The sequence below is a fragment of the uncultured Methylibium sp. genome, from assembly GCF_902826655.1.
Lineage (GTDB): Bacteria > Pseudomonadota > Gammaproteobacteria > Burkholderiales > Burkholderiaceae_C > Methylibium.
The window spans coordinates 1-24,218 of the sequence record NZ_CADEFR010000031.1 but is presented as its reverse complement, the minus strand read 5'-3'; the positions used below and the strand labels follow the sequence as shown (position 1 = coordinate 24,218).

Genomic DNA, 24,218 nt, shown 5'->3' with positions numbered 1-24,218 from the left:
ATTTCGCCGAACGTCGCGACGCCGTCGTGCGGCACACTGACCCTCTGCCCGCCACGTTCTGTCGCCGAGGAGACATCATGACCGTCCAGCGCCGCTCCGTCCTTGCCCTGCTCGCCGCTGCGCCCGCCGGTCTGCACGCGCAGGCCGCGTGGCCGGCGAAGCCCGTGCGCATCGTCGTGCCCTTCGCGGCCGGCGGCACCACCGACATCCTCGCGCGCGCTCTCGCGCCCGAGCTGCAGAAGGCCTTCGGCCAGGCCTTCGTGGTCGACAACAAGCCGGGCGCCGGCGGCAACGTCGGCGCGGCCGAGGTCGCGCGCAGCGCCGCCGACGGCCACACGCTGCTGATGGGCACGGTCGGCACGCACGGCATCAACGCGGCGCTGTACCCCAAGCTGCCCTACGACCCGATCAAGGACTTCGTGCCGGTGTCGCTGGTCGCCGCGGTGCCGAACGTGCTGGTGATGAACCCGGCCAAGGCCGAGCAACTGGGCATCAAGGGCGTGCCCGATCTCATCAAGTACGCCAAGGCCAACCCCGGCAAGCTCAACATGGCCTCCAGCGGCAACGGCACCTCGATCCACCTGAGCGGCGAGCTGTTCAAGAGCATGACCGGCAGCTTCATGGTCCATTTCCCCTACCGCGGCTCGGGCCCGGCGCTGCTGGACCTGATCGGCGGCACGATGGACCTGATGTTCGACAACCTGCCGTCGGCGATGCCGCAGATCCGGGCCGGCAAGCTCAAGGCCCTGGCCGTGACGAGTGCCGAGCGCTCCCAGGCCTTGCCCGACCTGCCGACCATCGCCGAAGCCGGGCCGGTGAAGGGCTACGAAGCCAGTTCGTGGTTCGGCCTGCTCGCGCCGGCCGGCACGCCGATGGACATCGTCACGCGGCTGCAGCAGGAGACCGCCAAGGCGCTGGGCGCGCCGGCGCTCAAGGAGCGGCTGCTGTCGCAGGGCGCGATCCCCAGCGGCAACACCAGCGCCGAGTTCGCGAAGCTGATCGACAGCGAAACGAAGAAGTGGGCGCAGGTCGTGAAGGTGTCGGGCGCGAAGGTAGATTAGGGAGACAGCGCCTCGGATCGCGGTACGCGTTGCGGAGCAAGCGACCCGCGGTCGCCGTCGGATCCTCGCGCGTCAGGTGTGGATCAGCCGCCCGCCGGCGAAGGACCAGTTCTCCCAGGTCGTCTCCTTGAAGACGACCATCACGTGCTCGGGGTCCAGGCCCTGGGCCTTCAGTCGGCCCATCAGGTCCTCGAGCAGCTTCTTCTTGACCTTGACGCTGCGGCCCACCGACCACAGCACCTCGATCAGCACGAAGTCGTCGCCGCGCGGCGACGCGGCGTCGGGATAGCTCGGGTCGACGCGGAAGTCGGCGGCGTCGAGTTCCAGCACGCGCTGGAACTTGTCGGTCTCCGGCACGCCGGACGCGACCAGCGCGGCGTGCACGGCATCGAGCACGCCGGCCTTGAAGGCGGCGCTCCGGGGCTTGCGGACGGTCAGCGTGACGAGTGGCATGGCAGCTCCTTCGTTGCGGCGGCTCAGGCCGCTTCCAGCGCCGGGTAGTCGGTGTAGCCCTGGGCGCCGCCGCCATAGAGCGTGTCGCGGTTCAGCGGCGCGAACGGCGCGCCGCGCTTCAGCCGCTCGACCAGGTCCGGGTTGCTGATGTAGGGCCGGCCGAAGGCCACGACGTCGGCCGCGCCCGAGGCGACGGCGTCCACCGCCATCTGCCGGTCGTAGCCGTTGTTGACCATCCACGGTGCCTTCGCGCGCTCGCGCAGGGCCGCGTAGTCGAAGGGTGCCACGTCGCGCGGCCCGCCGGTCGAGCCCTCGATCACGTGCACGAAGGCGAGCTTCAGCGGCGCCAGTTGCTCGGCCACGTGGTTGAACAGCGGCTGCGGGTTCGAGTCGCTGGCGTCGTTGGCGGGCGTCACCGGCGACAGCCTGAGGCCGGTGCGGCCGGCGCCGATCTCCTGCGTGATCGCCGTCATCACCTCGAGCAGCAGGCGCGCGCGGTTCTCGATCGATCCGCCGTAGGCGTCGGTGCGCTGGTTCATGCCGTCGCGCAGGAACTGGTCGAGCAGGTAGCCGTTGGCGCCGTGCACCTCGACGCCGTCGAAGCCGGCCTCGATGGCGTGGCGCGCGGCGACGCGGTACTGCTCGACGATGCCCGGCAGCTCGTCGAGGGCCAGCGCGCGCGGCGCCGAGACGTCCTCGAAGCCCTGGGCCGTGAAGGTCTTGGACCTGGCGCGGATCGCCGACGGCGCCACCGGCACCTCGCCGTCGGGCAGCAGCGAGACGTGCGAGATGCGGCCGACGTGCCACAGCTGCACGACGATCTTGCCGCCGCGCTCGTGCACGGCGCGGGTGACGGGCTTCCAGCCTTCGACCTGCTCGCGGCTGTAGATGCCGGGCGTGTCCAGGTAGCCCTGGCCCAGCGGCGAGATCTGGGTCGCCTCGGTGACGATCAGGCCGGCGTTGGCGCGCTGGGCGTAGTACTCCACCGCCAGCGGCGAGGGCACGCGGCCGGGCGCCGCCCGGTTGCGCGTCAGCGGGGCCATCGCCACGCGGTTGGCCAGGGCGATGTCGCCGAGGCGGACGGGATCGAACAGGCTGGGCGTGGACGGCATGAGCGCAACTCCTTCACGAAAGCGTTCCGGTCACTCTAAAAGCAAGGTCAAAGGCGCGCTGCTGCAAGTTCTCTCGTTCCGTGCTTGCTTCTAGCATCCCGTATGGCCATCGATCCCGCCCTGCGCAACCTCGACATCGACCTGCCGGCCTGCCCGCAGGTCCTGGTGAAGCTCTCGCTGCTGATGCACGACGAGGACGCCAACCTGCAATCCATCTCGTCGCTGATCGAGACCGACATGGCGCTGGCGTCGGCGGTCGTTCGCACCGTCAACTCGGCGCTGTTCGGCCTGATGCGGCGCGTCGAATCGGTGCCCGAGGCCGCGCGCTACCTGGGCACCCGCGAGGTGTCGGCACTGACTTTCGAGATCGGCCTGCGCGGCGCCTTCCCACCGAGCCCGCTGCTCACCGCCCTGTGGGCGCGCGCTGGCAAGCGCGGCCTCGCGATGGGCCGTGCGGCCCAGGCGCTCGACATCGATCCCTGGCTGGCGCACACCGCCGGCCTGTTCGCCGAAAGCGGCCAGGCCGCGCTGGTCGCCCACGACGGGCCGACCTACGAGGCCCTGGTCACGCTGGCGCCTGATGCGCTGGCGCAACTGCAGGCCGAAGCCGCCGCCTACGGCGCGACGCATGCGGCGCTGGGTGCCGCGCTGTGCCAGGCCTGGGGCCTGTCCGGCGATGTCGCCACCAGCGTGCGCCTGCGCCCGGCGGTGCTGCGCAGTCTGGCGGTGGCCGACACCGGCCACGGCGCCGACCGCGACGCCGGCGACGAGATGTCCGCGCCCTGGCTCACCGAGTCGCTGTCGGTGCAGCGCCTGCTGGTGCTGGCCGCGGTGGTCGACGCTGCGCTCGACGGCAGCAGCGACGCGGCGCTGGCCCGACTGTGCGCGGCGCTCGGCGCGACGGCCGGGCTCGACGCCGCGCTGCTGCACGAGGCCGTCGTGGCCAGCGTGTCGCGCCTCGGCGAGTAGTCTCAGGCCGCGTCGGCCAGCAGTTCGGCTTCGCGCCCGGCGCTCAGCGTCTCGACCTCGCCGACGACCGGCGGGTCGCGCGCGCGGTCCCAGTCCAGCGTCGCGCGCACCGTGTCGGCCAGCGGCCGCAGTCGCAGGCCGGCCTGCAGCGCGCGTTCACAGCGTGCCAGCAGCATGCCGCCGAAGTCCGCGTCGTCCTCGGGCAGCCACAGCGGCAGGCCGGTCCACGGCGCCACGCCGTCGGCCCGCAGTTCCGCATCGCTGCGCCACACCCACCGGGCATCGCTGTTGGCGACGTCTCGGCAGGTCTCGAGCAGCTCCAGCATCGTCAGCACCTCGCGCGGCCCGACCGCGTGGAAGACGCCACCCTGCCGGCGTTCGGCCAGTTGCACGCACCAGGCCGCCAGGTCGCGCGCGTCGATCCACTGCACCGGCCGCCCGGGCCGGCCCGGCGCCAGCACGGCCCCGCCGCGCGCGACGCGCCGCGGCCAGTAGGTGAAGCGCCCGGTCGGGTCGTGCGGGCCGACGATCAGCCCGGGCCGCACGCAGCTCAGGCGCCCCGGCAGCGCGGCGGCGAGCGCTTCCTCGCTGCGCGCCTTGAGCGGGCCGTAGCCCTCGTGGCCGTCGGCCACGGGCGCCGCCTCGTCATAGGCGCAGCCCGGCGGGAACGCCCGGCAGACCGAGATGCTGGAGACGAAGACGTAGTGACCGATCGCATCGGTGCCCAGGGCATCGAGCACCGTCGCCACATGGCGCGGCGTGTAGCCGCTGAGGTCGATCACCGCATCGAAGCGCTGGCCGCGCAGCGCTGCAGCGTCGCCGTTGCGATCGCCGACCAGCGTGCGCAGCGCCGGGAACAGCCCGGGCGCGCGCCGGCCGCGGTTGAACAGCGTCGGCGCGTGACCGGCCGCGAGCGCTGCCTCGACGACGTGGCGGCCGAGGAAGGCGGTGCCGCCCAGCACCAGCAGCTTCATCGGCCCGACCCGTGCCGCGTTTCGGTCAGGCGATCACGGTCGCCAGCAGGCCGACGACCCCCAGGCCCAGCGCCGCCAGCGCGTCGCCGGCGATCAGGCCGCCGCCGAGCAGCGAGGTGGTGCTCATGTCGCTGGGCAGCGCCTGCTCCGAGGGCTGGCGCGGCCTGCGGGCCTGCAGCCAGTTGGCGCTGCTGCTGATCACGCCGCCGATCGCCAGCCAGGCCGAGGTGGCGATGCCGAAGAAGGTGCCGAAGGAATAGGCGTAGGGCGAGGGCAGCACGACCGCGTCGATGAGGAAGTCGCCCGCGCCGCCGGCCTTGCCGCTGGCCTTGAAGCGCTGGTAGGCCGGGGTCGAGAACAGCCAGCGGCGCACGATCTGCACCGCCAGGCCGAGCGCGATGCCGAGCACGATCGCGTGACGCTGGAAGGGCTTGTCGTCGGTCAGGCTGCGCAGCGCGCCGACGAACTTGTAGGTCATCGCCGACTGCCATTGCGCGGGCGATTCGCCGGCCTTCATCACCGTCTGGTCGAGCGCCAGCACCGGGTAGGCGCTCATGAAGAGCTTGGCGAAGCCGACCGTCAGCACCGCGCCGACCACCAGCCCCAGCACCTGGAAGCGGAACTGCAGCGTGCGCGGCGTGCCCAGGCGCCAGCCGGTCGAGCGGTCCTGCTGCATGTCGCTGCCGACGCTGCAGGCCACCAGCAGGATGCCGCCGGCCATCAGGCCGACCGTCGGGTCCTTGAGGCCCAGCGCGGCCATCAGCACGATGGCCGCGACGAAGGCGGCCGAGATCGGCGCCGAGTCGCTGATGCCCAGCGAGATGCCGACGATCAGCGAGAACACCAGCACCAGCAGCACCGCCAGCACCAGGAAGCCGATCGGCTGGTGCAGGATGGTCGCGCCCAGCACCACCACCATCGCGCCCCAGAACACGATCCACGCGACGAGGCGCGGATAGTTCATGCGCTTCCACGCGGGCTCGGGCTCGGTCGATGCGGCCGGCGGCGACTGCCAGCGTCGCCACGCCTCGATCAGCAGCTCGCCGATGTCGAGGATGGCGGCGCCCATGATCAAGCCCAGGCCGATCAGGAAGGTGATCTTGCGGAAGGGCTCGTCGGGCTGCAGCCAGCCCATGTCGACGAAGGTCGGGATCAGCATCGAGCCGGTCAGGCCGGCCACCAGCGCCGCGATGCCGATGCGCGCGCCGACCAGCATGCCCGCGCCCAGCGTCGACGTCGACAGCTCGATCGCGCCCAGCGCCGCCACCTTGGCCGAGGCCAGGCCGCCGGTGATGCCGAGCGCGATGCCGCCACCCAGGCGCGCGACCGAGCGCTTCAGCAGCGCCGGGTCGGTGAGGGCGCGCAGGATGTTGGCGACCGCGAAGCCCGAGGGGAAGGTCAGCTGCAGCCGGTCGACGAGGATGGGCGTGTACAGCATGCCGACGCCCGCGCCGAACATGCCGATCGCGCCCATGAAGAGCATGAGCTGCCAGGCCGGCGGCTGCGGCAGGCCCATCCACACCATCGCCTGGATCAGCACGCCCATGCCGGACATGCCGGCCACCGAGGCGGCCGCGGTCTGCATGTAGTTGGCGCCGTGCTTGCCTTCGGGGCCGTAGCCCAGCGTGACCGTCGATCCCAGGATCCCCGCGACGACCTGGCCGCCGACGAAGAAGCCGATCGAGAAGTTCATGTACGAGGCCGTCACCCCGCCCAGCGGGCCGAGGATGAAGATGCCCAGCGCGGCCAGCATCAGGTAGTACTGCCAGGAGCCGATGGCGGGCAGCCACGCCCAGCGCTGGCCGGTGGCAGGGGCGGCGCGCTCGAAGGCGCCCGGGGCGGTCGGGAGGGGTGTGCTCATGACGGGGCCGGGCCTCGGTCGACCGGGTGGGTCGGCGGGCGCCTGGGCTTCTCGGGAATTTGCGGTGCGCGGATTGTCGCGGCGGCGCGGGCTGGCACGATAGAGGCCCGTCCCTTTTGTATGACAAAGGCCTGACCATGCAACGCCGCTCCGTGGTGTTTGGCGCGCTCGGCGCGGCCGGCCCGCTGCGCGCGTCTCGCGCGGCGGCCGGCGAGCGCGTCGTCTTCGCCACCAACTGGAAGGCGCAGGCCGCGCACGGCGGCTTCTACCAGGCGCTGGCCGACGGCAGCTACGCCCGCGCCGGGCTCGACGTTCGGATCCGCCCCGGCGGGCCGCAGGTCAACAACCGGCCCTTGCTGCCGGCCGGCCGCATCGACTTCCTGATGACCGGCAACCTGCTGCACAGCTTCGACAACGTGAAGAACGGCGTGCCGACGGTCGCGGTGGCGGCGATGTTCCAGAAGGATCCGCAGGCGCTGTTCGCGCATCCGGGCGCCTACCCGCGCTTCGAGGACCTGAAGCGCGCGCCGGTGGCGTGGATCGCGAAGGACGCGCAGTTCAGCTGGTGGGCCTGGCTCACGCGCGTGCACGGCTTGCGCGACGAGCAGCTGCGACCCTATGCCTACAACCTCGGCCCCTTCCTCGCCAACCGGCAGAGCATCCAGCAGGGCTATGCGATCGAGGAGCCGATCTCGATCGAGCGCCAGGGCGGCTTCGTGCCGCAGACGCACCTGCTGGCCGACCACGGCTTCTCGACCTACTCGACGCTGATCGAGGCCACCGCCGAGACGGTGGCGAAGCGACCCGCGCTGGTGCAGCGCTTCGTCGATGCGTCCATCCTGGGCTGGGTCAACTACCTGCACGGCGACCGCCGCGCGGCCGATGCGCTGATCCTGCGCGACAACCCCGACATGACCGCCGACACGATCGCGAAGTCGGTGGTCCTGATGAAGACGCTGGGCATCGTCGACTCCGGCGAGGCCGAGTCGCGCGGCATCGGTGCGATGCAGCCCGAACGCGTGCGCGATTTCTTCGAGCAGATGGTCAAGGCCGGCCTGTACCGGGCGGGCGACGTGGACCTGGCCAGGGTGGCGACGACGCAGTTCGTGAATCGAGAGGTCGGTGTGGCGCTGTCGCGCCGGCTGCGCTAGCGGCGCGGCTCAGCGCGCCCGGCGCCGTCGGTTGCTGACGGTGCGCAGCACGCCGAGCAGCTCGGCGACGTCGATCGGCTTGGGCAGGAAGGCGTCGCCGCCGGCCAGCGTGGCGCGCACGCGATCGCTGGCCGAGGCCTGCGCGCTCATCAGCACCACGGTCGGCGCGCCCTTGCGGCGCTGCTTGATCTGCTGGCACAGGCTCAGGCCGTCCAGGCCCTTCATGTCGACGTCGGTGAAGACGACGCGAAAGCGATGCTTCGTCAGCTCGGCCAGGGCCTGCTCGCCGCTGGCCGCCTCGGTGACGCGGCAGCCGAGCTTGCCGAGCTGGACCTGCAGGAAGCGGCGCGCGATGTCGGTGTCGTCGACCACCAGCACGTCGATGTCGAAATTGGCCGCGGCCGGCGTGGCGGCGGCGCGGGTGCGCTTGGGCTCGACGGGCGTCGAGGCATAGGGATCGGCCACCGACTGCCGCGCCACCACCAGGGTCTCGAGCGCGCGGGCCACCTGGGTCGGGTCGATGGGACGGGCCAGATGCATGATCGCGCCCTTGGGCAACTGGGCGCCGACGAAGACACCCCAGTCCATGCGGCCGGCGCTGCGCACCGCCTCGACGGCCGAGGCGCGATCGGCATCGACCACGCAGAAGTCGCTGTCGGCCAGCACCGTCACCGGATCGAAACCCAGCTTGGGCGTGGCGGCCAGCCGGAAGTAGCTCTCCAGGGCCTGTCGCTCGAAAGCACTGAAGCCCTGGAGTGCGACGCGGTAGCGCGTGCTCACCAGGGCCTCCGCGGGGCGGGGAACTTGGAACCATCCATGCGACGCATGCTCCGTCCTCGGCCGCAGGGCGTCAATCCCACTTCTTCACGAGACGCCGGGGGTCCTTGGGGGTGGACTAGCATCGGGTTTCGCCACCGTCGGCGTGCCCGGAGCTCCCGCGATGACCACCGTCTACGACTTCGAAGCCCAGACCATCACCGGCCAGAAGGTCGCGCTGGCGGACTGCCGGGGCCAGGTGCTGCTGATCGTCAACACGGCCAGCGCCTGCGGCTTCACGCCGCAGTTCACCGGCCTCGAGGCCTTGTGGAAGGAGTACGGCCCGAAGGGCCTGGCCGTGCTGGGCTTCCCGAGCAACGAGTTCGGTGCGCAGGACCCGGGCAGCAACGACGAGATCGCGAGCTTCTGCCAGCTCAACTACGGCGTCAGCTTCCCGATGATGGCCAAGGTCCAGGTCAACGGCCCCAAGGCGCACCCGCTCTACCAGTGGCTGACCCAGGAGGCCAAGGGCCTGCTGGGGACCCAGGCCATCAAATGGAACTTCACCAAGTTCCTGGTCGGCAAGGACGGCCAGGTGCTCAAGCGCTATGCGCCGACCGACAAGCCCGAGTCGCTGAAGAAGGACATCGAGGCCGCGCTCGCGGCCTGAGGCCGCCTTTCGCTCAGGCCTCGTCGATCGACAGGACCACCATGGTCTGGTTCAGCAGCTGGTAGGCGATCTCGCCGAAGGTCATCGGCCCGGTGATCGGCCCGGTGCGCTTGCCCTCGAGCTCGGAGTACATGTAGTTCAGGATGCAGTTGCAGCTCCAGGCCGTGTGCACAGCGTCGTGCGGCAGCGCGGCGGCCAGCGCGGCCCCGTAGTCGGCCACCGGCCTGGCGAGACGGTATTCGGTGTCGTCGAACACCGGCGCGTAGAAATCCACCCGGCGATCCGCCTCGTCGACCCCCTTGAACGACACGTTGATCATCGCGCCCGAGTAGTCGGCCACCAGCGGCAGCCGGGTGTCGATCGACTGCGCCTTCAGGTAGTCGGCCAGATTGGCGAGCCTGCCGTTGACCAGGCAGTCGCGCGCGTGGAAGCCCGACTCGGGGAAACGGATGCGGTCGCCGTCGCCTTGCTCGAACAGGTTGACGATGTCCAGCCGCGCGACCTGCGCCGGCGCCAGCGGCACGTGCATCACCAGCGCGCGCGCGCCGTCGACCTCGCCGGTGGCGCCGTGCACGACCACCGGCGACCGGCTGCCCAGGTCGTCGAGGTGGATCCCGGCGATCCAGCCCAGCAGCGGCTTGAGGTACATGTCCTCGTACTGCGGTGCCTCGCGTGCGAACTGCGAATGCAGCTCGCCGAAAGCCGGGATGATGACCAGCGAGAAGCCGTTCTCCGGCGCGTCGGTGCAGATCCGCGGCAGCTCGGCCGCGTCGTACCAGCGCAACTGCGGCTCGAGGCCGGCCGCCGTCGGCAGCTTCGTGACGAAGACGTGGTCGCGGGTCGTGCGGCCGCCGTCCTGGCCGACGAAGTAGGGGATGCTGCCGCCGATCCACAGGCCGCGCGGCAGGCGCCTGAGCAGGGCGTCCTCGGCAGCGACGGCATAGCAGCCGCCGCTGCGCAACAGCACCGAGGCTTCCTCGACGGACATCAGCGCGCCGGTGGCCGGGCGCAGCGACGATGCGGGGGGGCGAGCGTTCACGGCGTCATCCCATCCGCAGCTGGGTGAGCTCGTGCGCGAGCACGCGCTCGTTCTTCACGAAGTAGCGGTGCAGGTCGCGCAGCTTGAGGAGGCGCACCTCGTCGTCGGAGATGACCTCCAGCTGCGAGCGCACGCGGGTCAGCATCAGCTTCAGGCTGAGGACCTTGATGTCGAGCTTGAGGTCGCCGCTGACCACGCGCAGCCACACCGGGTCGGCCACGTCGGGCACGGCCGTGGCGACGCCGGGGGCCACGTCGACGGCGGCCGCGGCGGGCCGTGCCGGCGCCATCGCAGCGCCGGTCTGGCTCTGCACCAGCCCGTTGTCGATCGCGAAGCGGTAGCGCCAGACGTCGTTGAGCGACAGGCCCATCATCTTGCAGATCGCCGTCAGCTCCATGCCCTCGGTGAACATCGCGAACACCTGCTGGGCCAGCGCGTGCGTGAAGGGCATGCCGGGGTCGCCGGTCCAGGAGCTGCGGCTCAGGTCGGCGCCGACCGGGGCGCTGACGTGCAGGAAGAAGCGGACCGGGCCGAGCGCCAGGTGCTGCCAGGTGTGCTGCTCGGTGCGCGCCGCCTGGGCCTTGCGTGGCCGGCCGAACCAGCTGCGCTCGACCTCCGGGGCCACCCAGACGTCGCAGCGCCGCTTGCGCAGGTCCAGCTGGTAGTCGCCGATCTCCCACGCGTTGCCGATCAACAGCAGCTGGCGCAGCAGGGCCTTGTCGATACCCGTCATGTGCATGTCTCCTCTGCACGGCACCTTGGCCCCTGTTCCGGCAGAGGCTCGATGCGTTCCGGGCGGCGTCGCACGCAAGGATGGGGCCTGCGCGGCTTCGGGCGGCCCGGCCGGCGCATGCCGGCCGGGCCGCAGCCAAGGAAGTCACGGCCGACGAGCGGTCTCGCCGGCCGATGGCCGATCCGCGGCAGGCGCCGAGCCACGCCGCGAAGGTTCAGAGTGCTACGCCGATGCGTCACCGCGTGGCGCAAGCTGTGGCGGAACGAAGCAGCGCCGAGGCGGGGGCGGGCCGCTGCTTCGATAATGCCGGCCATCAGAGGAGCCAGCATGTTCGAGCACATCGACCCCTATCCCGGCGACCCCATCCTGAGCCTCAACGAGGACTTCCAGAAGGACCCGCGACCGCACAAGGTCAACCTCAGCATCGGCATCTACTTCGACGCGGCCGGGCGCATTCCGGTGCTGGACTCGGTGCAGCGCGCCGAGGCGATGCTGCTGGAGGCCGGCGGCCCCAAGCCCTACCTGCCGATCGAGGGCGCGGCCAATTTCCGTCGCGAGGTGCAGGCGCTGCTGTTCGGTGCCGACCACGAGGCGGTGCGCACCGGGCGCATCGCGACGATCCAGTCGGTCGGCTCGAGCGGCGGGCTCAAGGTCGGCGCCGACTTCATCGCGCGCTGGTTCCCCGGCAGCGAGGTCTGGGTCAGCGACCCGACCTGGGACAACCACCGCGCGATGTTCGAGGGCGCGGGACTGAAGGTCCACACCTACCCCTACTACGACCCGACCACCGGCGGGCTGAGGTTCGACGCCATGCTCGCGGCGCTGCGCACGCTGCCGCCGCAGAGCGTCGTGCTGCTGCACGCCTGCTGCCACAACCCGACCGGCGTCGACCTGAGCGCCGCGCAATGGGACGCGCTGATCCCGGTGCTGCGCGAGCGTCGCCTGCTGCCCTATCTGGACCTGGCCTACCAGGGCTTCGGCGACGGCATCGAGGCCGATGCCTATGCCGTGCGCGCGCTGGCCTCGGCCGGCGTGCCCGGCTTCGTCGCCAATTCCTTCAGCAAGAGCATGAGCGTCTACGGCGAGCGCTGCGGCGCGCTCAGCGTCGTGTGCCCGACGGCACGCGAGGCCGAGCACGTGCTCGGCCAGCTGAAGGCGACGGTGCGCCGCAACTACTCCAGCCCGCCGATCCACGGCGGTCAGATCGTGGCGTCGGTGCTCGGCGTGCCGGCGCTGCGCGCGCGCTGGGAAGAGGAGCTCGCCGCGATGCGCGAACGCATCCTCTCGATGCGGCGCGCGCTGCACGGCGCGGTGTCGGCACAGCTGCCCGGCCGCGACTTCGGCTACTTCCTGAGCCAGCGCGGCATGTTCAGCTACACCGGCCTGAGCGCCGTGCAGGTCGACGCGCTGCGCGAGCGCCACGCCGTCTACCTGGTGCGTTCGGGCCGCATGTGCGTGGCCGGACTCAACCCCGGCAACGTGCAGGCGGTCGCGAGCGCGATGGCCGACGTGCTGCAGGCCTAGAGGCGTTCGTGTCATGAGCGACGACAACCCGAGCGCGATCTCGCACGTCTCGATCGGCAGCAACCGCCACGACGAAGCCTGCGCCTTCTACGACGCCGTGCTGGCGACGCTGGGCGTGCGGCGCGTGATGGAACACGAGGGCGCGGTCGCCTACGGCAAGGCCTTCCCCGAGTTCTGGGTGCAGCGGCCGATCGACGGCCGGCCGGCGAGCGTCGGCAACGGCACGCACATCGGCTTCATCGCCGCCAGCCGCGCGCAGGTCGAGGCCTTCTACGCCGCGGCGCTGGCGCACGGCGCGCAAGGCGATGGCCCGCCCGGCCCGCGCCCGCACTACGGCGAGCCCTACTACGGCTGCTTCGTGCGCGACCTTGACGGGCACAAGGTCGAGGCGTCGTTCTGGGACGAGACGCCGGCCTGAGCGCGGGGCGCATGCAATAGATCACGAGAAAGCGCAGTCCTCGCTTGCGGGGGTGTGCGGCTGGCGTTCGGCGTATGCACGCTGCTAGAGTTTCCGCCGGCAAGAACGGCAGGGAGCGGGCAATGACAGAACACCGTGCTTGGAGTGGCGCGGCCTTCTCGCGGACGTGCGCGCACGTGAGAGGCGCGATGCGCGCTGCGGGCATGGCGGCGCTGCTGGTGGTCGGCAGTGCGGCCTGGTCGCAGGCTGCTCCTCCGCTGGTCGATGACTTCTTCCGCGCGGCCGCGATCGACAGCGCGCGGCTGTCCCCGTCGGGCCGCTACCTGGCGATCGTCATCGGCGCCAAGGGCGCGCGCGCCCGGCTCGCCGTGCTGGATCTCGATCAGCCCGGCCTGGCGGCGAAGGTCATCGCTCGCTTCGAGGACGCCGACGTGACCGACGTACGCTGGGTCGACGACCAGCGCCTGCTGTTCGGCGCGACAGACAGCGATGCGCCGGTCGACCGGCGTCGTCCGCGCGGGCTGATGGCAGTCAACCGCGATGGCAGCGAACTCCGCGCGCTCATCAAGCGGAAGTGGACGGAACGTATCAGTGAAGGCAACACGCGCATCGTCAGTCGCCTGCTCGAACCGGATCACTACTTCCATTCCATCGTTAACGATGGGAGCGGCGACGTCATCGTGGGCCAGGCCCGCTGGGACAACGTGGGCGACGTCACCAGCGTGGTGCTGCGCCGTCTCGACACGCGCACGGGGGCTGTTCGTCCCCTGGCCAAGGCGCCCGACAGCCACACGGTCGACTGGGTCGTCGACGCGGAGGGTGAGGCGCGTGCGGCACTGTCCGAGTCGGCGGGGCGCTCTCGCCTGTACTGGCGTGCCCCCAAGGACGCGGACTGGACCCTGCTGCTCGACGAGCCTGCCGCTTTCGGCACTGCCATCCAGCCGCAGTGGGTGGATGCCGACACGCTGTACGTCACCGCACCCACGGGCCCGGCCGGCACGCGGGCATTGTTTCGCTTCGATGTCGCGGCGCGTCGTGTCGTGCCGGAGCCGCTGTTCAGCATCGACGGCTTCGACTACAGCGGCGATCGCGAGCACGACGGCGGTCGCACGGTTGGCATCCACTACACGGCCGATGCGGAGGGCAGCCATTGGTTCGATGCGGGCCTCCAGGCGGCTCAGCGCGAGGTCGATGCGCTCCTCCCTGGCACCGTGAACCGTCTGACCTGCACGCGTTGCAGCGGTTCGCCTCGTCTGCTGGTGCGTTCGCACTCCGACCGGCAGCCGGCGGTCTTCCGGATCTTCGACACGAAGAGCCGCAAGCTCGAGATGGTCGGGGCCTCGCGCCCCTGGATCGACCCGAAGCAGATGGCCGAGCAGGACTTCGTGCGCGTCGCCGCACGCGACGGCCGCTCCCTGCCCATCTACGTGACGCGCCCGCGCGGCAAGAGCGCTCAGCCGCGGCCGGCGGTCGTGCTGGTGCACGGCGGCCCGCACGTGCGCGGCAACTCCTGGGGATGGAACGAAGAGGCGCAGTTCCTTGCCTCGCGAGGCTATGTCGTCATCGAGCCGGAGTTCCGCGGCGGCGACGGCTTCGGCTGGGCGCATCTGGCGGCCGGCTTCAAACAGTGGGGCCTTGCCATGCAGGACGACGTCACCGACGCGACGCGCTGGGCGATCCGCGAAGCAGGTGTCGATCCGAAGCGCATCTGCATCGCGGGCGCCAGCTACGGCGGCTACGCGACGCTGATGGGACTGATCCGGGAGCCGGAGCTGTATCGCTGCGGCATCAACTGGGTCGGCGTGACCGACCCTGGTCTGATGTTCTCGATCAACCACAGCGATCTGCCCGAGGACTGGAAGCGCCATGGCATGCGCATCATGCTGGGAGACCCGGAGAAGGACAAGGAACGCTTCGCGCAGACCTCGCCGATCGCGCAGGCTGCGCGCATCACCCAGCCGCTGCTGATGGCCTACGGGGCGGTCGATCGACGCGTGCCGATCGAGCACGGCACCCGCTTGCGCGACGCGGTGACGCGCCACAACCGCGATGTCGAATGGGTCGTCTACGCCGATGAAGGGCACGGTTGGGGCTCGCCGGACAACACGCGCGATTTCTGGACTCGCGTCGAGAAGTTCCTCGCCCGCCACATCGGCCCCTCGGCCGCAGTGGCCGACGCGACGGCACCTGCAGCGCGTTGAGATCGCCCCCGGGCTAGACCCAGGGCAGCGCCAGCCCCTCGCGCTCGAACGCCTGCCGCACTGCCGGCCGCGCCAGCATGCGCTGCAGATAGGGCCCCAGATGCGGCAGGCTGCGCGCGGGGCGCGCGAAGTAGCGCGTCCAGCGGCACAGCATCAGCGCGTAGGCGTCGGCCGCGCGGTAGTGCTCGCCCAGCAGCCAGGGCCCGCCGTGCGACGCGAGCTGCGCGTCCAGCTGGTCCAGCAGGCCGTCGACGCGCGCCGCGGCGCAGGCCTTCACCTCGGCGGCTCCGGCGGTGTTGCCGTCGGCGACCCAGCGCTGCGGATAGAAGTAGGCGATCAGCGTGGCCTGCAGCGTGTTGGTCAGCCAGGCCATCCACTTGTAGTGGTGCGCGCGCTCGACGCTGCCGAGCGCCGGCGCCAGCGCTGCCTGCGGGTGCGTGTCGGCGAGATGCAGGCAGATCGCGGCGCTTTCGTACAGCACCAGCTCGCCCTGCGGGCTGCGCTCGACGTAGGCGGGCAGCAGGCCGTTGGGGTTGAGTTTCAGGTAGGCCGCGGTCTTGTGGCCCTGCGCCGAGGTGTCGACCGGCACGAGCTCGAAGTCCACGCCGATCTCGGTCAGCAGGATGTGCGGCGCCATCGCGGCGCTGCTGGGAGCGTGGTGCAGCTGGATCGTGGTCATGGCGCGGCCTTGGCCTTGAGGAGCGAGTTGAACGTGCCGCGGCTGGCCAGGGTGTTGAGCGCCAGGCCTGCGATCACCAGCGCGGTGGCGCCGAGCTTCCAGCCCGGCATGCCTTCGCCCAGCAGCGCGGACGAGGCCGCCATGCCGAACACGGGCACCAGCAGCGCGGCCGGCGTCACCGTCGCGGCCGGGTGGCGCGAGAGCAGCCAGTTCCAGGCGCCGTAGCCGAACAGCGTGTTGCCCACGGCCTGCCACGCGACCGCCGCCCAGGCGACCCAGCCGGCGTGCTGCAGGCTGGCGACGATCACGGCCGGGCCTTCGAGCGCGAGGCTCAGCGCCGCGAGCGCCGGCGTCGCGAAGACGCTGCTCCACACCATGAAGCCCAGCATGTCGACGCGGCCGGCCGAGCGCGCCACCATGTTCGCGCCGGCCCAGGCCAGCGCCGCGCACAGCACCAGCACCAGGCCCAGCGCGGTCAGGTTGTGGCGGTCGATGTGGCCGGCGATCACCGCCATGCCGGCGACCGCCAGCGCCAGCGCCAGGGCCTGCACGGTCTTCGGCCGTTCGCCGTCGAGGGCCATCGCCAGCCCGATGGTGAAGAACACCTGCACCTGGATCACCAGCGAGGCCAGGCCGGGCGCGATGTCGGCGCGCATCGCATAGAACAGCAGCCCGAACTGCCCGGCCCCCAGCAGCACGCCGAAGGCCGCCAGCTTGCGCAGCGGCACCGCCGGCCGGCGCACGAACAGCAGCAGCGGGAAGGCCGACAGCGCGAAGCGCAGGGTCGCGAACAGGAAGGGTGGCAGCTCGGCCAGCCCCCACTTGATGACCACGAAGTTCGTGCCCCAGACGAAGACGACCGCCAGGGCCAGCAGCAGGTGCGAGACGGGCATGGAGCCGGCAGTGTAGGCGCGGGTGCATCCGCTTGCCGGCGGCCGGCGTAGGACTTGCAATCCCTGCTGCCGATCATGAACACCCTGCCTCTCGCCCGACGCCGCCGACCGCTGCTGCAATGGCTGGCGGTGGCCTTGCTGGCCGCAGCGCTGCCGCTGCAGGGTCTGGCGGTCGGCATGGCCAGCGTCAGCGCACCGGCGCACTTCCATGTCGATGATGGCGATCGCCTCGACGTCTACTTCGGCGACGACGAGCCGGCGCACCCGCATGCGGCCGTCGGGCATCACGGACACGAGCTCGGCGACCCCGGCGTCGTCTACGTCGCCGCTTCGCAGGACGGCGACGCCGGCGGCGGCTCGGTCCTGAAGAACCCGCCGACGGGCCTGGAAGCGACCGGCCTTGCCGCCGGCGTGCCGGCGCTGCCGCACGCCGTGCCCGAACGCCCGCTCGCTTCGTGCGCGGGCTTCCTGTCGCGCGTCGTCGCACCGCTCGAGCATCCGCCGCGCTGAGGCGCCCCCCGCGGCCCCGTCCGGGCGCCGCTCGTCGATCGTCCCCTGCACATCGAGCAGCCGCCTGTCGAGGCCTGGCTGCGGGAGCCGTCATGCAACACCGCCTCACCCCCCGGGTGCGACCTCGCGTCGCGACCCTGAGCCTGGCCCTGGCCGCGGCCTGCGCCTTCCCGACCGCCCGTGCCGGCGGCGAGCAGACCCTGGAGCGGGTCGTCGTCAAGGGCTCGGCCACCGAGCAGGTCGGCGTCGCCGAGGCCGCCAGCGTCGGCACCGTGACGCAGAAGCAGCTGGAAGCGCGCACCGTCTACCGCAGCGGCGAGCTGCTCGAGGCCACGCCCGGCCTGGTCGTCAGCCAGCACAGCGGCGAGGGCAAGGCCAACCAGTTCTACCTGCGCGGCTTCAACCTCGACCACGGCACCGACCTGCGCACCAGCGTCGACGGCATGCTGGTGAACCAGCGCACGCACGCGCACGGCCAGGGCTGGACCGACCTCAACTTCCTGATCCCCGAACTGGCGACCGGGCTGCGCTACAAGAAGGGCACCTACGACGCAGCAGAGGGCGACTTCGCGTCGGCCGGCGCGGTCGAGGTGCTCTATGCCGACCGGCTGGAGCGCGGCATCGCGAGCATCGGCCTGGGGCAGAACGGCTACCGACGCGTGCTGCTCGCCGACTCGCCGGCCGTCGGCGACGGCCACCTGCTCTACGCCCTGGAAGGCATGCGCAACGACGGCCCCTTCGTGAACCCCGACGGCTACCGGCGCTTCAACGGCGTGCTGCGCTATTCGCGCGGCGACCGCGCCAACGGCTGGAACGTCACGCTGATGGCCTACGACGCGAAGTGGAACGCCACCGACCAGATCCCGAAGCGCGCCGTCGATGCCGGCCAGCTGGACCGCTTCGACACCATCGATACCAGCGACGGCGGCCAGGCGCAGCGCCACAGCCTGTCGGGCGAATGGCGGCGCACCGACGAGGCGAGCGCCACGCGCCTCAACGCCTACGTGGTTGCGTCCAGGCTGGACCTGTACTCCAACTTCACCTACTTCCTGGACGACGAGGTGAACGGCGACCAGTTCGCGCAGCCGGACCGGCGCGTGACGACCGGCGTCAACGCCAGCCACACGCTCGCCACGCCGCTGCTCGGCCGCGCCGCGGAGACGACGTTCGGCGCGCAGTTCCAGAACGACAACATCCACAACGGGCTGCTGCGCACCGTACGTCGCGAGACCATCGGCACCACCCGGCGCGATCACGTCGTCGAGTCCAGTCTCGGCCTCTACGTCCAGACCCTGGTGCCGTGGACGCCGAGCTTCCGCACCGTGGCCGGCGTGCGCGCGGACCACTACCGTTTCGACGTGCAGAGCGACAACCCGGCCAACCCGGGCAAGGCGAACGACACGCTGGTCAGCCCCAAGCTCAGCCTGATCTTCGGACCCTTCGGCAGCACCGAGTTCTACCTCAACGCCGGCACCGGCTTCCACAGCAACGACGCGCGCGGCACCACCATCAGCGTCGACCCGGCGAGCGGCGACCCGGTGGACAAGGTCACGCCGCTGGTGCGGTCGAAGGGCTACGAGCTGGGCGCGCGCACCTCGCTCATCCCGGGCCTGCAGACCTCGCTGTCGCTGTACCGCCTGGACATCGACTCCGAGCTGCTCTTCATCGGCGATGCCGGCGGCACCGAGGCGACCCGGCCCAGCCGCCGCACCGGCTTCGAGCTGGCCAACTACTACCGGCTGAACGACTGGCTCACGGTCGACGCCGACATCGCCTTCGCGCGCGCCCGCTTCAAGGACGCGGCGCCCGAGGGTCGTCGCATCCCCGGCGCGGTGGAAGGCGTGGCCTCGCTGGCGATCGCGGTGGACAACCTCGGCCCGTGGTTCGGTGCGCTGCAGGCCCGCTGGTTCGGGCCCCGGCCGCTGCTCGAGGACAACAGCGTGCGCTCCAAGAGCACCGCGACGCTGAACGGCCGCATCGGCTACAAGCTCACGCGCGACCTCAGCGTCGAACTGGAGGGCTACAACCTCGCCAACCGCAAGGCCTCGGCCATCGACTACTACTACGAGTCGCGGCTGGCCAGCGAGCCCTCGGGCGTCGCCACGCCCGACATCCACTTCCACCCGATCGAGAGCCGGTCCTTCCGCGTGACGATGGTGTTGCGCTACTGAGCGGCGCGCTGCCCGGCGCGCCCCTCCTCGATCCGGCACAGGTCCGCCAGCGTGCGGCCCGGCTCGTCGCGGAAGCGCGCACCGGTCGGCTTGATCGAGGCGATGCGGTCGACGCGGAAGTTGCGGAAGTCCTTGCGCAGCTCGCACCAGGCCGCCAGCGTCCACGCCGCGTCCCACAGGAAGCAGCCGAGCGGGCGCACGACGCGCACGCTGGCCCGGCCCTGCAGGTCGACGTAGCGCAGCCGCAGCTTGGCGCGCGACTCGGCCGCGTGGCGCAGCGTCAGCAGGTGTTCCCGCGTGGCGGCGTCGAAGGCCGGCACCGGGGCGTACAGCGCCAGGCTCTCGGCGGCGGCGCGTGCCGGCGCGGGCAGCACCGCGACGATCTTGGACAGCGCGGCCTCGGCCCGCTGCGCGAGTTCGGGGTCGAGGCGCGGCTGCGCCAGCCGCACCGACGCCACCAGGGCCTTGGCCTCCTCGGCGCCGAACATCAGCGGCGGCAGGTCGTAGCCGGCGCGCATGCGGTAGCCGACGCCGGCCTCGCCCTCGATCGGCACGCCCTGTGCCTGCAGGTCCGAGACGTCGCGGTAGACGGTGCGCACCGACACCGCCAGCCGCTCGGCCAGGAAGTCGCCCGTCGACAGCCGGCGGCCGCGCACCAGCTGCACCAGCTCGAACAGGCGGTCGGCGCGGCGCATCGGCAGGGGCTCGGTCTCGATCAGGACGTCGGCGTGCATCGCGGGGCCGCGCAGGCCGGGGCGGGGTGGACGATGCGGCAGGCGAGGTTCATGGCGGGCGGTGGCGTCGACGAAGCCGCGATCTTGCCTGCGGCCTACTGACAACGGGGTGGCAGCAGTGTCGCGGCCGAGCCGTTATCGTGCGCTGCCCGACCCGAGGCGTCGCCAGAACGCCGATCCCACCCACATTCAAGGAGACGACATGAACCCTGCTCCCTTCCTGCAACGCCTGGCGGTCGCTCTGGCGCTGGCATCGGCCCTGCCGCTGGCCGCCGCGTCCGACGACTGGTGCAAGTCGAAGTACGGGCCGGCCGACGAGATCGGCGCGGCCAACCTGCTGACACCGCAGCTGGCGCTCGAGGCGGCGAAGCTGGTCAAGACCGGCAAGACCTACCGCCTGGGCGTCGAGACCAACAGCAAGACGCCCGCCTTCGGCCCGCGCAGCTGGGCGCTGGTCGTCAACCAGCCGGGGCAGGCGGGCGGCATCGGCCTGGGGCCGACCAAGACCAACTACAACGACGACATCTACATGGGCTATGTCGGCACCGGTTCGCAGATCGACGGCCTGGGCCACATCGGCGTCGACAACGTCTACTACAACTGCAACAGGAACAGCGAGTTCGTGCAGGCCAACGGCCTGAAGAAGCTCGGCGTCGAGAAGATCCCGCCCTTCGTCACACGCGGCGTGCTGCTCGACATGACGGCCTACTACGGCAAGGACATCCTGCCCGAGGGCACCGCCTTCAACCGCAAGGAGATCGACGAGCAGGCGAAGCGCCAGGGCGTCGAGATCCGCAAGGGCGACGTGGTGCTGTTCCACACCGGCTGGCAGTCGCTGGTGGGCAAGGACGACAAGCGCTTCATCTCGGGCGAGCCGGGCCTGGGCAAGGACGGCGCGCTCTACCTGGCCAGCAAGAACGTGCTGGCCGTCGGCGCCGACACCTGGGGCCTGGACGCCATCCCCTTCGAGCCCGGCGTCGGCGTGTTCGAGGTGCACCAGATCCTGCTGCCGAGGAACGGCATCTACATCCTCGAGAACATGGACACCGCCGAACTCGCGAAGGACAAGGCCTGGGAGTTCATGTTCGTGCTGGGCGTGTCGCGCTTCACCGGCGGGGTGCAGGGGATCGTCAACCCGGTGGCGATCCGCTGACTGCGCACACCACTCAGATGGACATGCGCGCCTTGACGCCGTCGGCGTGCATGTCCTGTCCGCGACCCCGCTGCACCACCGCGCCGCGCTCCATCACCAGGTACTGATCGGCCAATTCGGCGGCGAAGTCGTAGTACTGCTCGACCAGCAGGATCGCCATCGAGCCGCGGTCGGCCAGCTTGCGGATCACGCGGCCGATGTCCTTGATGATGCTGGGCTGGATGCCTTCGGTCGGCTCGTCCAGGATCAGCAGCCGCGGGCCCGCGGCCAGCGCGCGCGCGATCGCCAGCTGCTGCTGCTGGCCGCCGGAGAGGTCGCCGCCGCGGCGGCCGAGCATCTGCTTCAGCACCGGGAACAGCTCGTAGAGCTCGGCCGGGATCGTGGCGCTGCCGGGCTTGCTGGCCAGGCCCATGCGCAGGTTCTCCTCGACGGTGAGGCGGCCGAAGATCTCGCGGCCCTGCGGCACGAAGCCCACGCCGAGGCGGGCGCGCTCGAAGGGCGTGCTGCCCGTGATGGGCTGGCCGGCCAGCTTGACGCTGCCGCTGCGGATCGGCACCAGGCCCATCAGCGACTTCAGCAGCGTGGTCTTGCCCACGCCGTTGCGGCCCAGCACCACCGTCACCTCGCCGGCGCGCGCGGTGAAGCCGACGCCGCGCAGGATGTGCGAGCCGCCGTAGTACTGGTGCAGGTCTTCGACTTCAAGCATGGTCAGCGTCCCAAATAGACTTCGACGACCTGCTCGTTGGCCTGCACCTCGGCCAGCGGCCCCTCGGCCAGCACATGGCCCTCGTGCAGCACGGTGACCTTCTTCTTCGGGTTGTCCTGGGTCAGCGCGTGGATGAAGCTCATGTCGTGCTCCACCACCACCAGCGAGTGATCGCCCTCCAGCGACAGGAAGAGCTCGGCGGTGCGCTCGGTCTCCTCGTCGGTCATGCCGGCGACCGGCTCGTCCAGCAGCAGCAGCCGCGGGTCCTGCATCAGCAGCATGCCGATCTCGAGCCACTGCTTCTGGCCGTGCGACAGCAGGCCGGCCAGGCGCTGCGCCTCGTCCTTCAGGTGGATCAGCACCAGCACCTCGGCGATGCGGTCGCGCTGCGTGCCGTTCAGCCGGTGCAGCGCCGCGGCCAGCGCGCGCCGGTCGCCGGCGAGCGCCAGCTCGAGGTTCTCGAACACCGTCAGCTGCTCGAACACGCTGGGCTTCTGGAACTTGCGGCCGATGCCGACCTTGGCCACGCCGGGCTCGTCGAGACGCAGCAGGTCGATGGTCGAGCCGAAGTAGGCCTGGCCCGCGTCGGGCCGCGTCTTGCCGGTGATGACGTCCATCATCGTCGTCTTGCCGGCGCCGTTGGGGCCGATGATGCAGCGCAGCTCGCCGGCCTCGATGGCCAGCGACAGCGCGTTCAGCGCCTTGAAGCCGTCGAAGCTGACGGTGATGTCGTCCAGGTAGAGGATGGGGCCGTGCGTCGTGTCCAGCACGCCGGGCTGGACCACGCGCCCGTAGCTGGCCGCGCGGCCGCCCGACTGGCCGGGCACCGGCAGCTGCGCCAGGCGCTCGCGGGCGCGCGTGCCGGCTTCCATCAGCTCGGGCGTCATCTCGTGCCGCCCTTCGTGCGGCCGGCACGCAGCCGGCGATAGAGCCCGATCAGGCCATTCGGCAGGAACAGCGTCACCGCGATGAACAGCACGCCCAGGAAGTAGAGCCAGAACTCCGGGAAGGCCTGCGTGAACCAGCTCTTCGCGCCGTTGACGAAGAAGGCGCCGACGATGGGACCGATCAGCGTGCCGCGTCCGCCGACCGCGGCCCAGATCGCGATCTCGATGCCGGCGGCCGGCGACATCTCGCTCGGGTTGATGATGCCGACCTGCGGCACGTACAGCGCGCCCGCGATGCCGCACAGCACCGCCGACAGCGTCCAGATCGCCAGCTTGTAGGCCACCGGGTCGTAGCCGATGAACATGGTGCGGCCCTCGGCGTCGCGGATGGCCTGCAGCACGCGGCCGAACTTGGTGCCCATCAGCCAGCGCGCGCCGACGAAGGCGCCGATCAGCGTCAGCCCGGTGATGACGAAGAGCAGCATGCGCATCGACGGCGTCGCGATCGGATGCCCGAGGATGCGCTTGAAGTCGGTGAAGCCGTTGTTGCCGCCGAAGCCGGTCTCGTTGCGGAAGAACAGCAGCATCGCGGCGAAGGTCAGCGCCTGCGTGATGATCGAGAAGTACACGCCCTTGATGCGCGAGCGGAACGCGAAGTAGCCGAACACGAAGGCCAGCAGCCCCGGCGCCAGCACCACCAGCGCCATCTGCGCGACGAAGGAGTCGCTGAGCGCCCAGTGCCAGGGGAATTCCTTCCAGTTCAGGAACACCATGAAGTCCGGCATCTCGGACTTGTACTGACCGTCGGTGCCGATCTGGCGCATCAGGTACATGCCCATCGCGTAACCGCCCAGCGCGAAGAACAGGCCGTGACCCAGCGACAGGATGCCGGCGTAGCCCCAGATCAGGTCCATCGCCAGCGCGCAGAGGGCGTAGCACATGATCTTGGCGATCAGGCCGACGGCGTAGTCGCTGAGGTGGAAGGCGCTGGCTTCCGGAACCAGGAGGTTCAGGGTCGGTGCGACGACGGCGATCGCGATCGTGGCGGCCATCACCCCCGACCATGTCCTGGCAGTGAGCAATCTGCCAGCCGGCGGGGATTGGGTGAGGACGGCGCTCATTGGTTTATGCCCGCTGGCCGCGGGAGGGGGCGCCGGTCTCGCCCGGCAGGCGAGTCACTTTCTTTGCTGGCTCAAAGAAAGTAACCAAAGAAAGAGCCCGAACGCCAGACATGTGGGTTGAGCGGATCGATCGCTGCGCTCCGGACTTCTGCGCACCCTGGCTCGCCCGCGAGGGGCTCGAACAACGCGGTCTTGCATCGACCGCCTTGATTCGAAGCACCGAGCGTCCAACGACGCAGCGGCCTTGGACGCGCGGGGGCCGAGAGTGCCCTCGTCCTTCAACAACCGAAATGTTCGAGCCCCTCGCGGGCGAGCCGTGGTGTGCCAAAGCTCCAAGCGAGCGCAGCGATGCGGGCATCCACAGCGAGCCAGATGGCTGGCGTTCGAGGCCCTTTGCTTGGGTTACTTTCATTTGGGCCAGCAAATGAAAGTGACTCGCCTG

23 protein-coding genes are annotated in these 24,218 nt (G+C 70.8%); 10 read left to right on the top strand and 13 right to left on the bottom strand.

Features of this window, described 5'->3' with window-relative positions; translation table 11 throughout:
• Window positions 1-77: 77 nt before the first annotated feature.
• Window positions 78-1,061, top strand: coding sequence for a tripartite tricarboxylate transporter substrate binding protein (locus QZV97_RS13210; RefSeq protein ID WP_295642761.1), 984 nt, complete (start codon window positions 78-80; stop codon window positions 1,059-1,061).
• Between the two features lie 72 nt (window positions 1,062-1,133).
• On the opposite strand, the gene QZV97_RS13205 is transcribed toward QZV97_RS13210, so the two are convergent.
• The gene (locus QZV97_RS13205) at window positions 1,134-1,514 is read right to left on the bottom strand and encodes a tautomerase family protein (protein ID WP_295642758.1); all 381 of its coding nucleotides are present in this window, start codon (window positions 1,512-1,514) and stop codon (window positions 1,134-1,136) included.
• 23 nt (window positions 1,515-1,537) lie between these two features.
• The gene (locus tag QZV97_RS13200) at window positions 1,538-2,626 is read right to left on the bottom strand and encodes an alkene reductase (protein WP_295642755.1); all 1,089 of its coding nucleotides are present in this window, start codon (window positions 2,624-2,626) and stop codon (window positions 1,538-1,540) included.
• A 102-nt stretch (window positions 2,627-2,728) separates the two neighbouring features.
• On the opposite strand from QZV97_RS13200, the gene QZV97_RS13195 reads away from it, so the two are divergent.
• Complete coding sequence (locus tag QZV97_RS13195; protein ID WP_295642752.1) at window positions 2,729-3,595, top strand: HDOD domain-containing protein; 867 nt, start codon at window positions 2,729-2,731, stop codon at window positions 3,593-3,595.
• Window positions 3,596-3,597: 2 nt separating this feature from the next.
• Here QZV97_RS13195 and QZV97_RS13190 read toward each other — a convergent pair whose 3' ends face one another.
• Both QZV97_RS13190 and QZV97_RS13185 read right to left on the bottom strand, forming a co-directional pair.
• Window positions 3,598-4,569, bottom strand: a complete 972-nt coding sequence (locus tag QZV97_RS13190) for an NAD-dependent epimerase/dehydratase family protein (protein WP_295642749.1) — start codon at window positions 4,567-4,569, stop codon at window positions 3,598-3,600.
• Window positions 4,570-4,594: 25 nt separating this feature from the next.
• Entirely contained in the window at window positions 4,595-6,430 is a 1,836-nt protein-coding gene (locus QZV97_RS13185; RefSeq protein WP_295642746.1) for an OPT/YSL family transporter, read from the bottom strand.
• Window positions 6,431-6,567: 137 nt separating this feature from the next.
• On the opposite strand from QZV97_RS13185, the gene QZV97_RS13180 reads away from it, so the two are divergent.
• Window positions 6,568-7,581: an ABC transporter substrate-binding protein gene (locus QZV97_RS13180; protein ID WP_295642743.1), complete on the top strand. Its 1,014-nt coding sequence runs from the start codon at window positions 6,568-6,570 to the stop codon at window positions 7,579-7,581.
• A 9-nt stretch (window positions 7,582-7,590) separates the two neighbouring features.
• Here QZV97_RS13180 and QZV97_RS13175 read toward each other — a convergent pair whose 3' ends face one another.
• Window positions 7,591-8,361, bottom strand: coding sequence for a response regulator (locus QZV97_RS13175; RefSeq protein ID WP_295642740.1), 771 nt, complete (start codon window positions 8,359-8,361; stop codon window positions 7,591-7,593).
• Window positions 8,362-8,521: 160 nt separating this feature from the next.
• On the opposite strand from QZV97_RS13175, the gene QZV97_RS13170 reads away from it, so the two are divergent.
• Window positions 8,522-9,007, top strand: coding sequence for a glutathione peroxidase (locus QZV97_RS13170; protein WP_295642737.1), 486 nt, complete (start codon window positions 8,522-8,524; stop codon window positions 9,005-9,007).
• A gap of 13 nt (window positions 9,008-9,020) precedes the next feature.
• Here QZV97_RS13170 and QZV97_RS13165 read toward each other — a convergent pair whose 3' ends face one another.
• Window positions 9,021-10,046, bottom strand: coding sequence for a hypothetical protein (locus QZV97_RS13165; RefSeq protein ID WP_295642734.1), 1,026 nt, complete (start codon window positions 10,044-10,046; stop codon window positions 9,021-9,023).
• Between the two features lie 4 nt (window positions 10,047-10,050).
• Window positions 10,051-10,779: a hypothetical protein gene (locus QZV97_RS13160; RefSeq protein WP_295642731.1), complete on the bottom strand. Its 729-nt coding sequence runs from the start codon at window positions 10,777-10,779 to the stop codon at window positions 10,051-10,053.
• Between the two features lie 327 nt (window positions 10,780-11,106).
• On the opposite strand from QZV97_RS13160, the gene QZV97_RS13155 reads away from it, so the two are divergent.
• The 3 genes from QZV97_RS13155 (at window position 11,107) to QZV97_RS13145 (ending at window position 14,922) form a co-directional block, all read left to right on the top strand.
• Window positions 11,107-12,303: an amino acid aminotransferase gene (locus QZV97_RS13155; protein ID WP_295642728.1), complete on the top strand. Its 1,197-nt coding sequence runs from the start codon at window positions 11,107-11,109 to the stop codon at window positions 12,301-12,303.
• Window positions 12,304-12,316: 13 nt separating this feature from the next.
• Entirely contained in the window at window positions 12,317-12,721 is a 405-nt protein-coding gene (locus QZV97_RS13150) for a VOC family protein (protein ID WP_295642725.1), read from the top strand.
• A gap of 203 nt (window positions 12,722-12,924) precedes the next feature.
• Entirely contained in the window at window positions 12,925-14,922 is a 1,998-nt protein-coding gene (locus tag QZV97_RS13145; RefSeq protein WP_295642723.1) for a prolyl oligopeptidase family serine peptidase, read from the top strand.
• A 13-nt stretch (window positions 14,923-14,935) separates the two neighbouring features.
• On the opposite strand, the gene QZV97_RS13140 is transcribed toward QZV97_RS13145, so the two are convergent.
• Together QZV97_RS13140 and QZV97_RS13135 are read right to left on the bottom strand one after the other, a co-directional pair.
• Window positions 14,936-15,601, bottom strand: a complete 666-nt coding sequence (locus QZV97_RS13140; protein ID WP_295642720.1) for a glutathione S-transferase family protein — start codon at window positions 15,599-15,601, stop codon at window positions 14,936-14,938.
• A complete protein-coding gene (locus QZV97_RS13135) occupies window positions 15,598-16,494 on the bottom strand; it encodes an EamA family transporter (protein ID WP_295642717.1) in 897 nt (298 codons plus the stop codon). Before QZV97_RS13135 ends, QZV97_RS13140 begins: the two co-directional genes overlap by 4 nt.
• Before the next feature lie 75 nt (window positions 16,495-16,569).
• On the opposite strand from QZV97_RS13135, the gene QZV97_RS13130 reads away from it, so the two are divergent.
• A complete protein-coding gene (locus tag QZV97_RS13130; protein WP_295642714.1) occupies window positions 16,570-17,004 on the top strand; it encodes a hypothetical protein in 435 nt (144 codons plus the stop codon).
• A 92-nt stretch (window positions 17,005-17,096) separates the two neighbouring features.
• A complete protein-coding gene (locus QZV97_RS13125; protein WP_295642711.1) occupies window positions 17,097-19,175 on the top strand; it encodes a TonB-dependent receptor in 2,079 nt (692 codons plus the stop codon).
• On the opposite strand, the gene QZV97_RS13120 is transcribed toward QZV97_RS13125, so the two are convergent.
• Window positions 19,169-19,870: a YafY family protein gene (locus QZV97_RS13120; RefSeq protein ID WP_295642802.1), complete on the bottom strand. Its 702-nt coding sequence runs from the start codon at window positions 19,868-19,870 to the stop codon at window positions 19,169-19,171. The two genes, QZV97_RS13125 and QZV97_RS13120, sit on opposite strands and share 7 nt — an antisense overlap.
• A 241-nt stretch (window positions 19,871-20,111) precedes the next feature.
• On the opposite strand from QZV97_RS13120, the gene QZV97_RS13115 reads away from it, so the two are divergent.
• A complete protein-coding gene (locus QZV97_RS13115) occupies window positions 20,112-21,062 on the top strand; it encodes a cyclase family protein (RefSeq protein ID WP_295642708.1) in 951 nt (316 codons plus the stop codon).
• A gap of 13 nt (window positions 21,063-21,075) precedes the next feature.
• Here QZV97_RS13115 and urtE read toward each other — a convergent pair whose 3' ends face one another.
• Genes urtE through urtC form a run of 3 tightly spaced genes read right to left on the bottom strand, consistent with a single transcriptional unit; the run spans window position 21,076 to window position 23,776 of the window.
• Window positions 21,076-21,768, bottom strand: coding sequence for an urea ABC transporter ATP-binding subunit UrtE (urtE, locus tag QZV97_RS13110; RefSeq protein ID WP_295642705.1), 693 nt, complete (start codon window positions 21,766-21,768; stop codon window positions 21,076-21,078).
• A 2-nt stretch (window positions 21,769-21,770) separates the two neighbouring features.
• A complete protein-coding gene (urtD, locus tag QZV97_RS13105) occupies window positions 21,771-22,655 on the bottom strand; it encodes an urea ABC transporter ATP-binding protein UrtD (protein WP_295642702.1) in 885 nt (294 codons plus the stop codon).
• Complete coding sequence (urtC, locus tag QZV97_RS13100; protein ID WP_295642699.1) at window positions 22,652-23,776, bottom strand: urea ABC transporter permease subunit UrtC; 1,125 nt, start codon at window positions 23,774-23,776, stop codon at window positions 22,652-22,654. Before urtC ends, urtD begins: the two co-directional genes overlap by 4 nt.
• Between the last annotated feature and the right edge of the window lie 442 nt (window positions 23,777-24,218).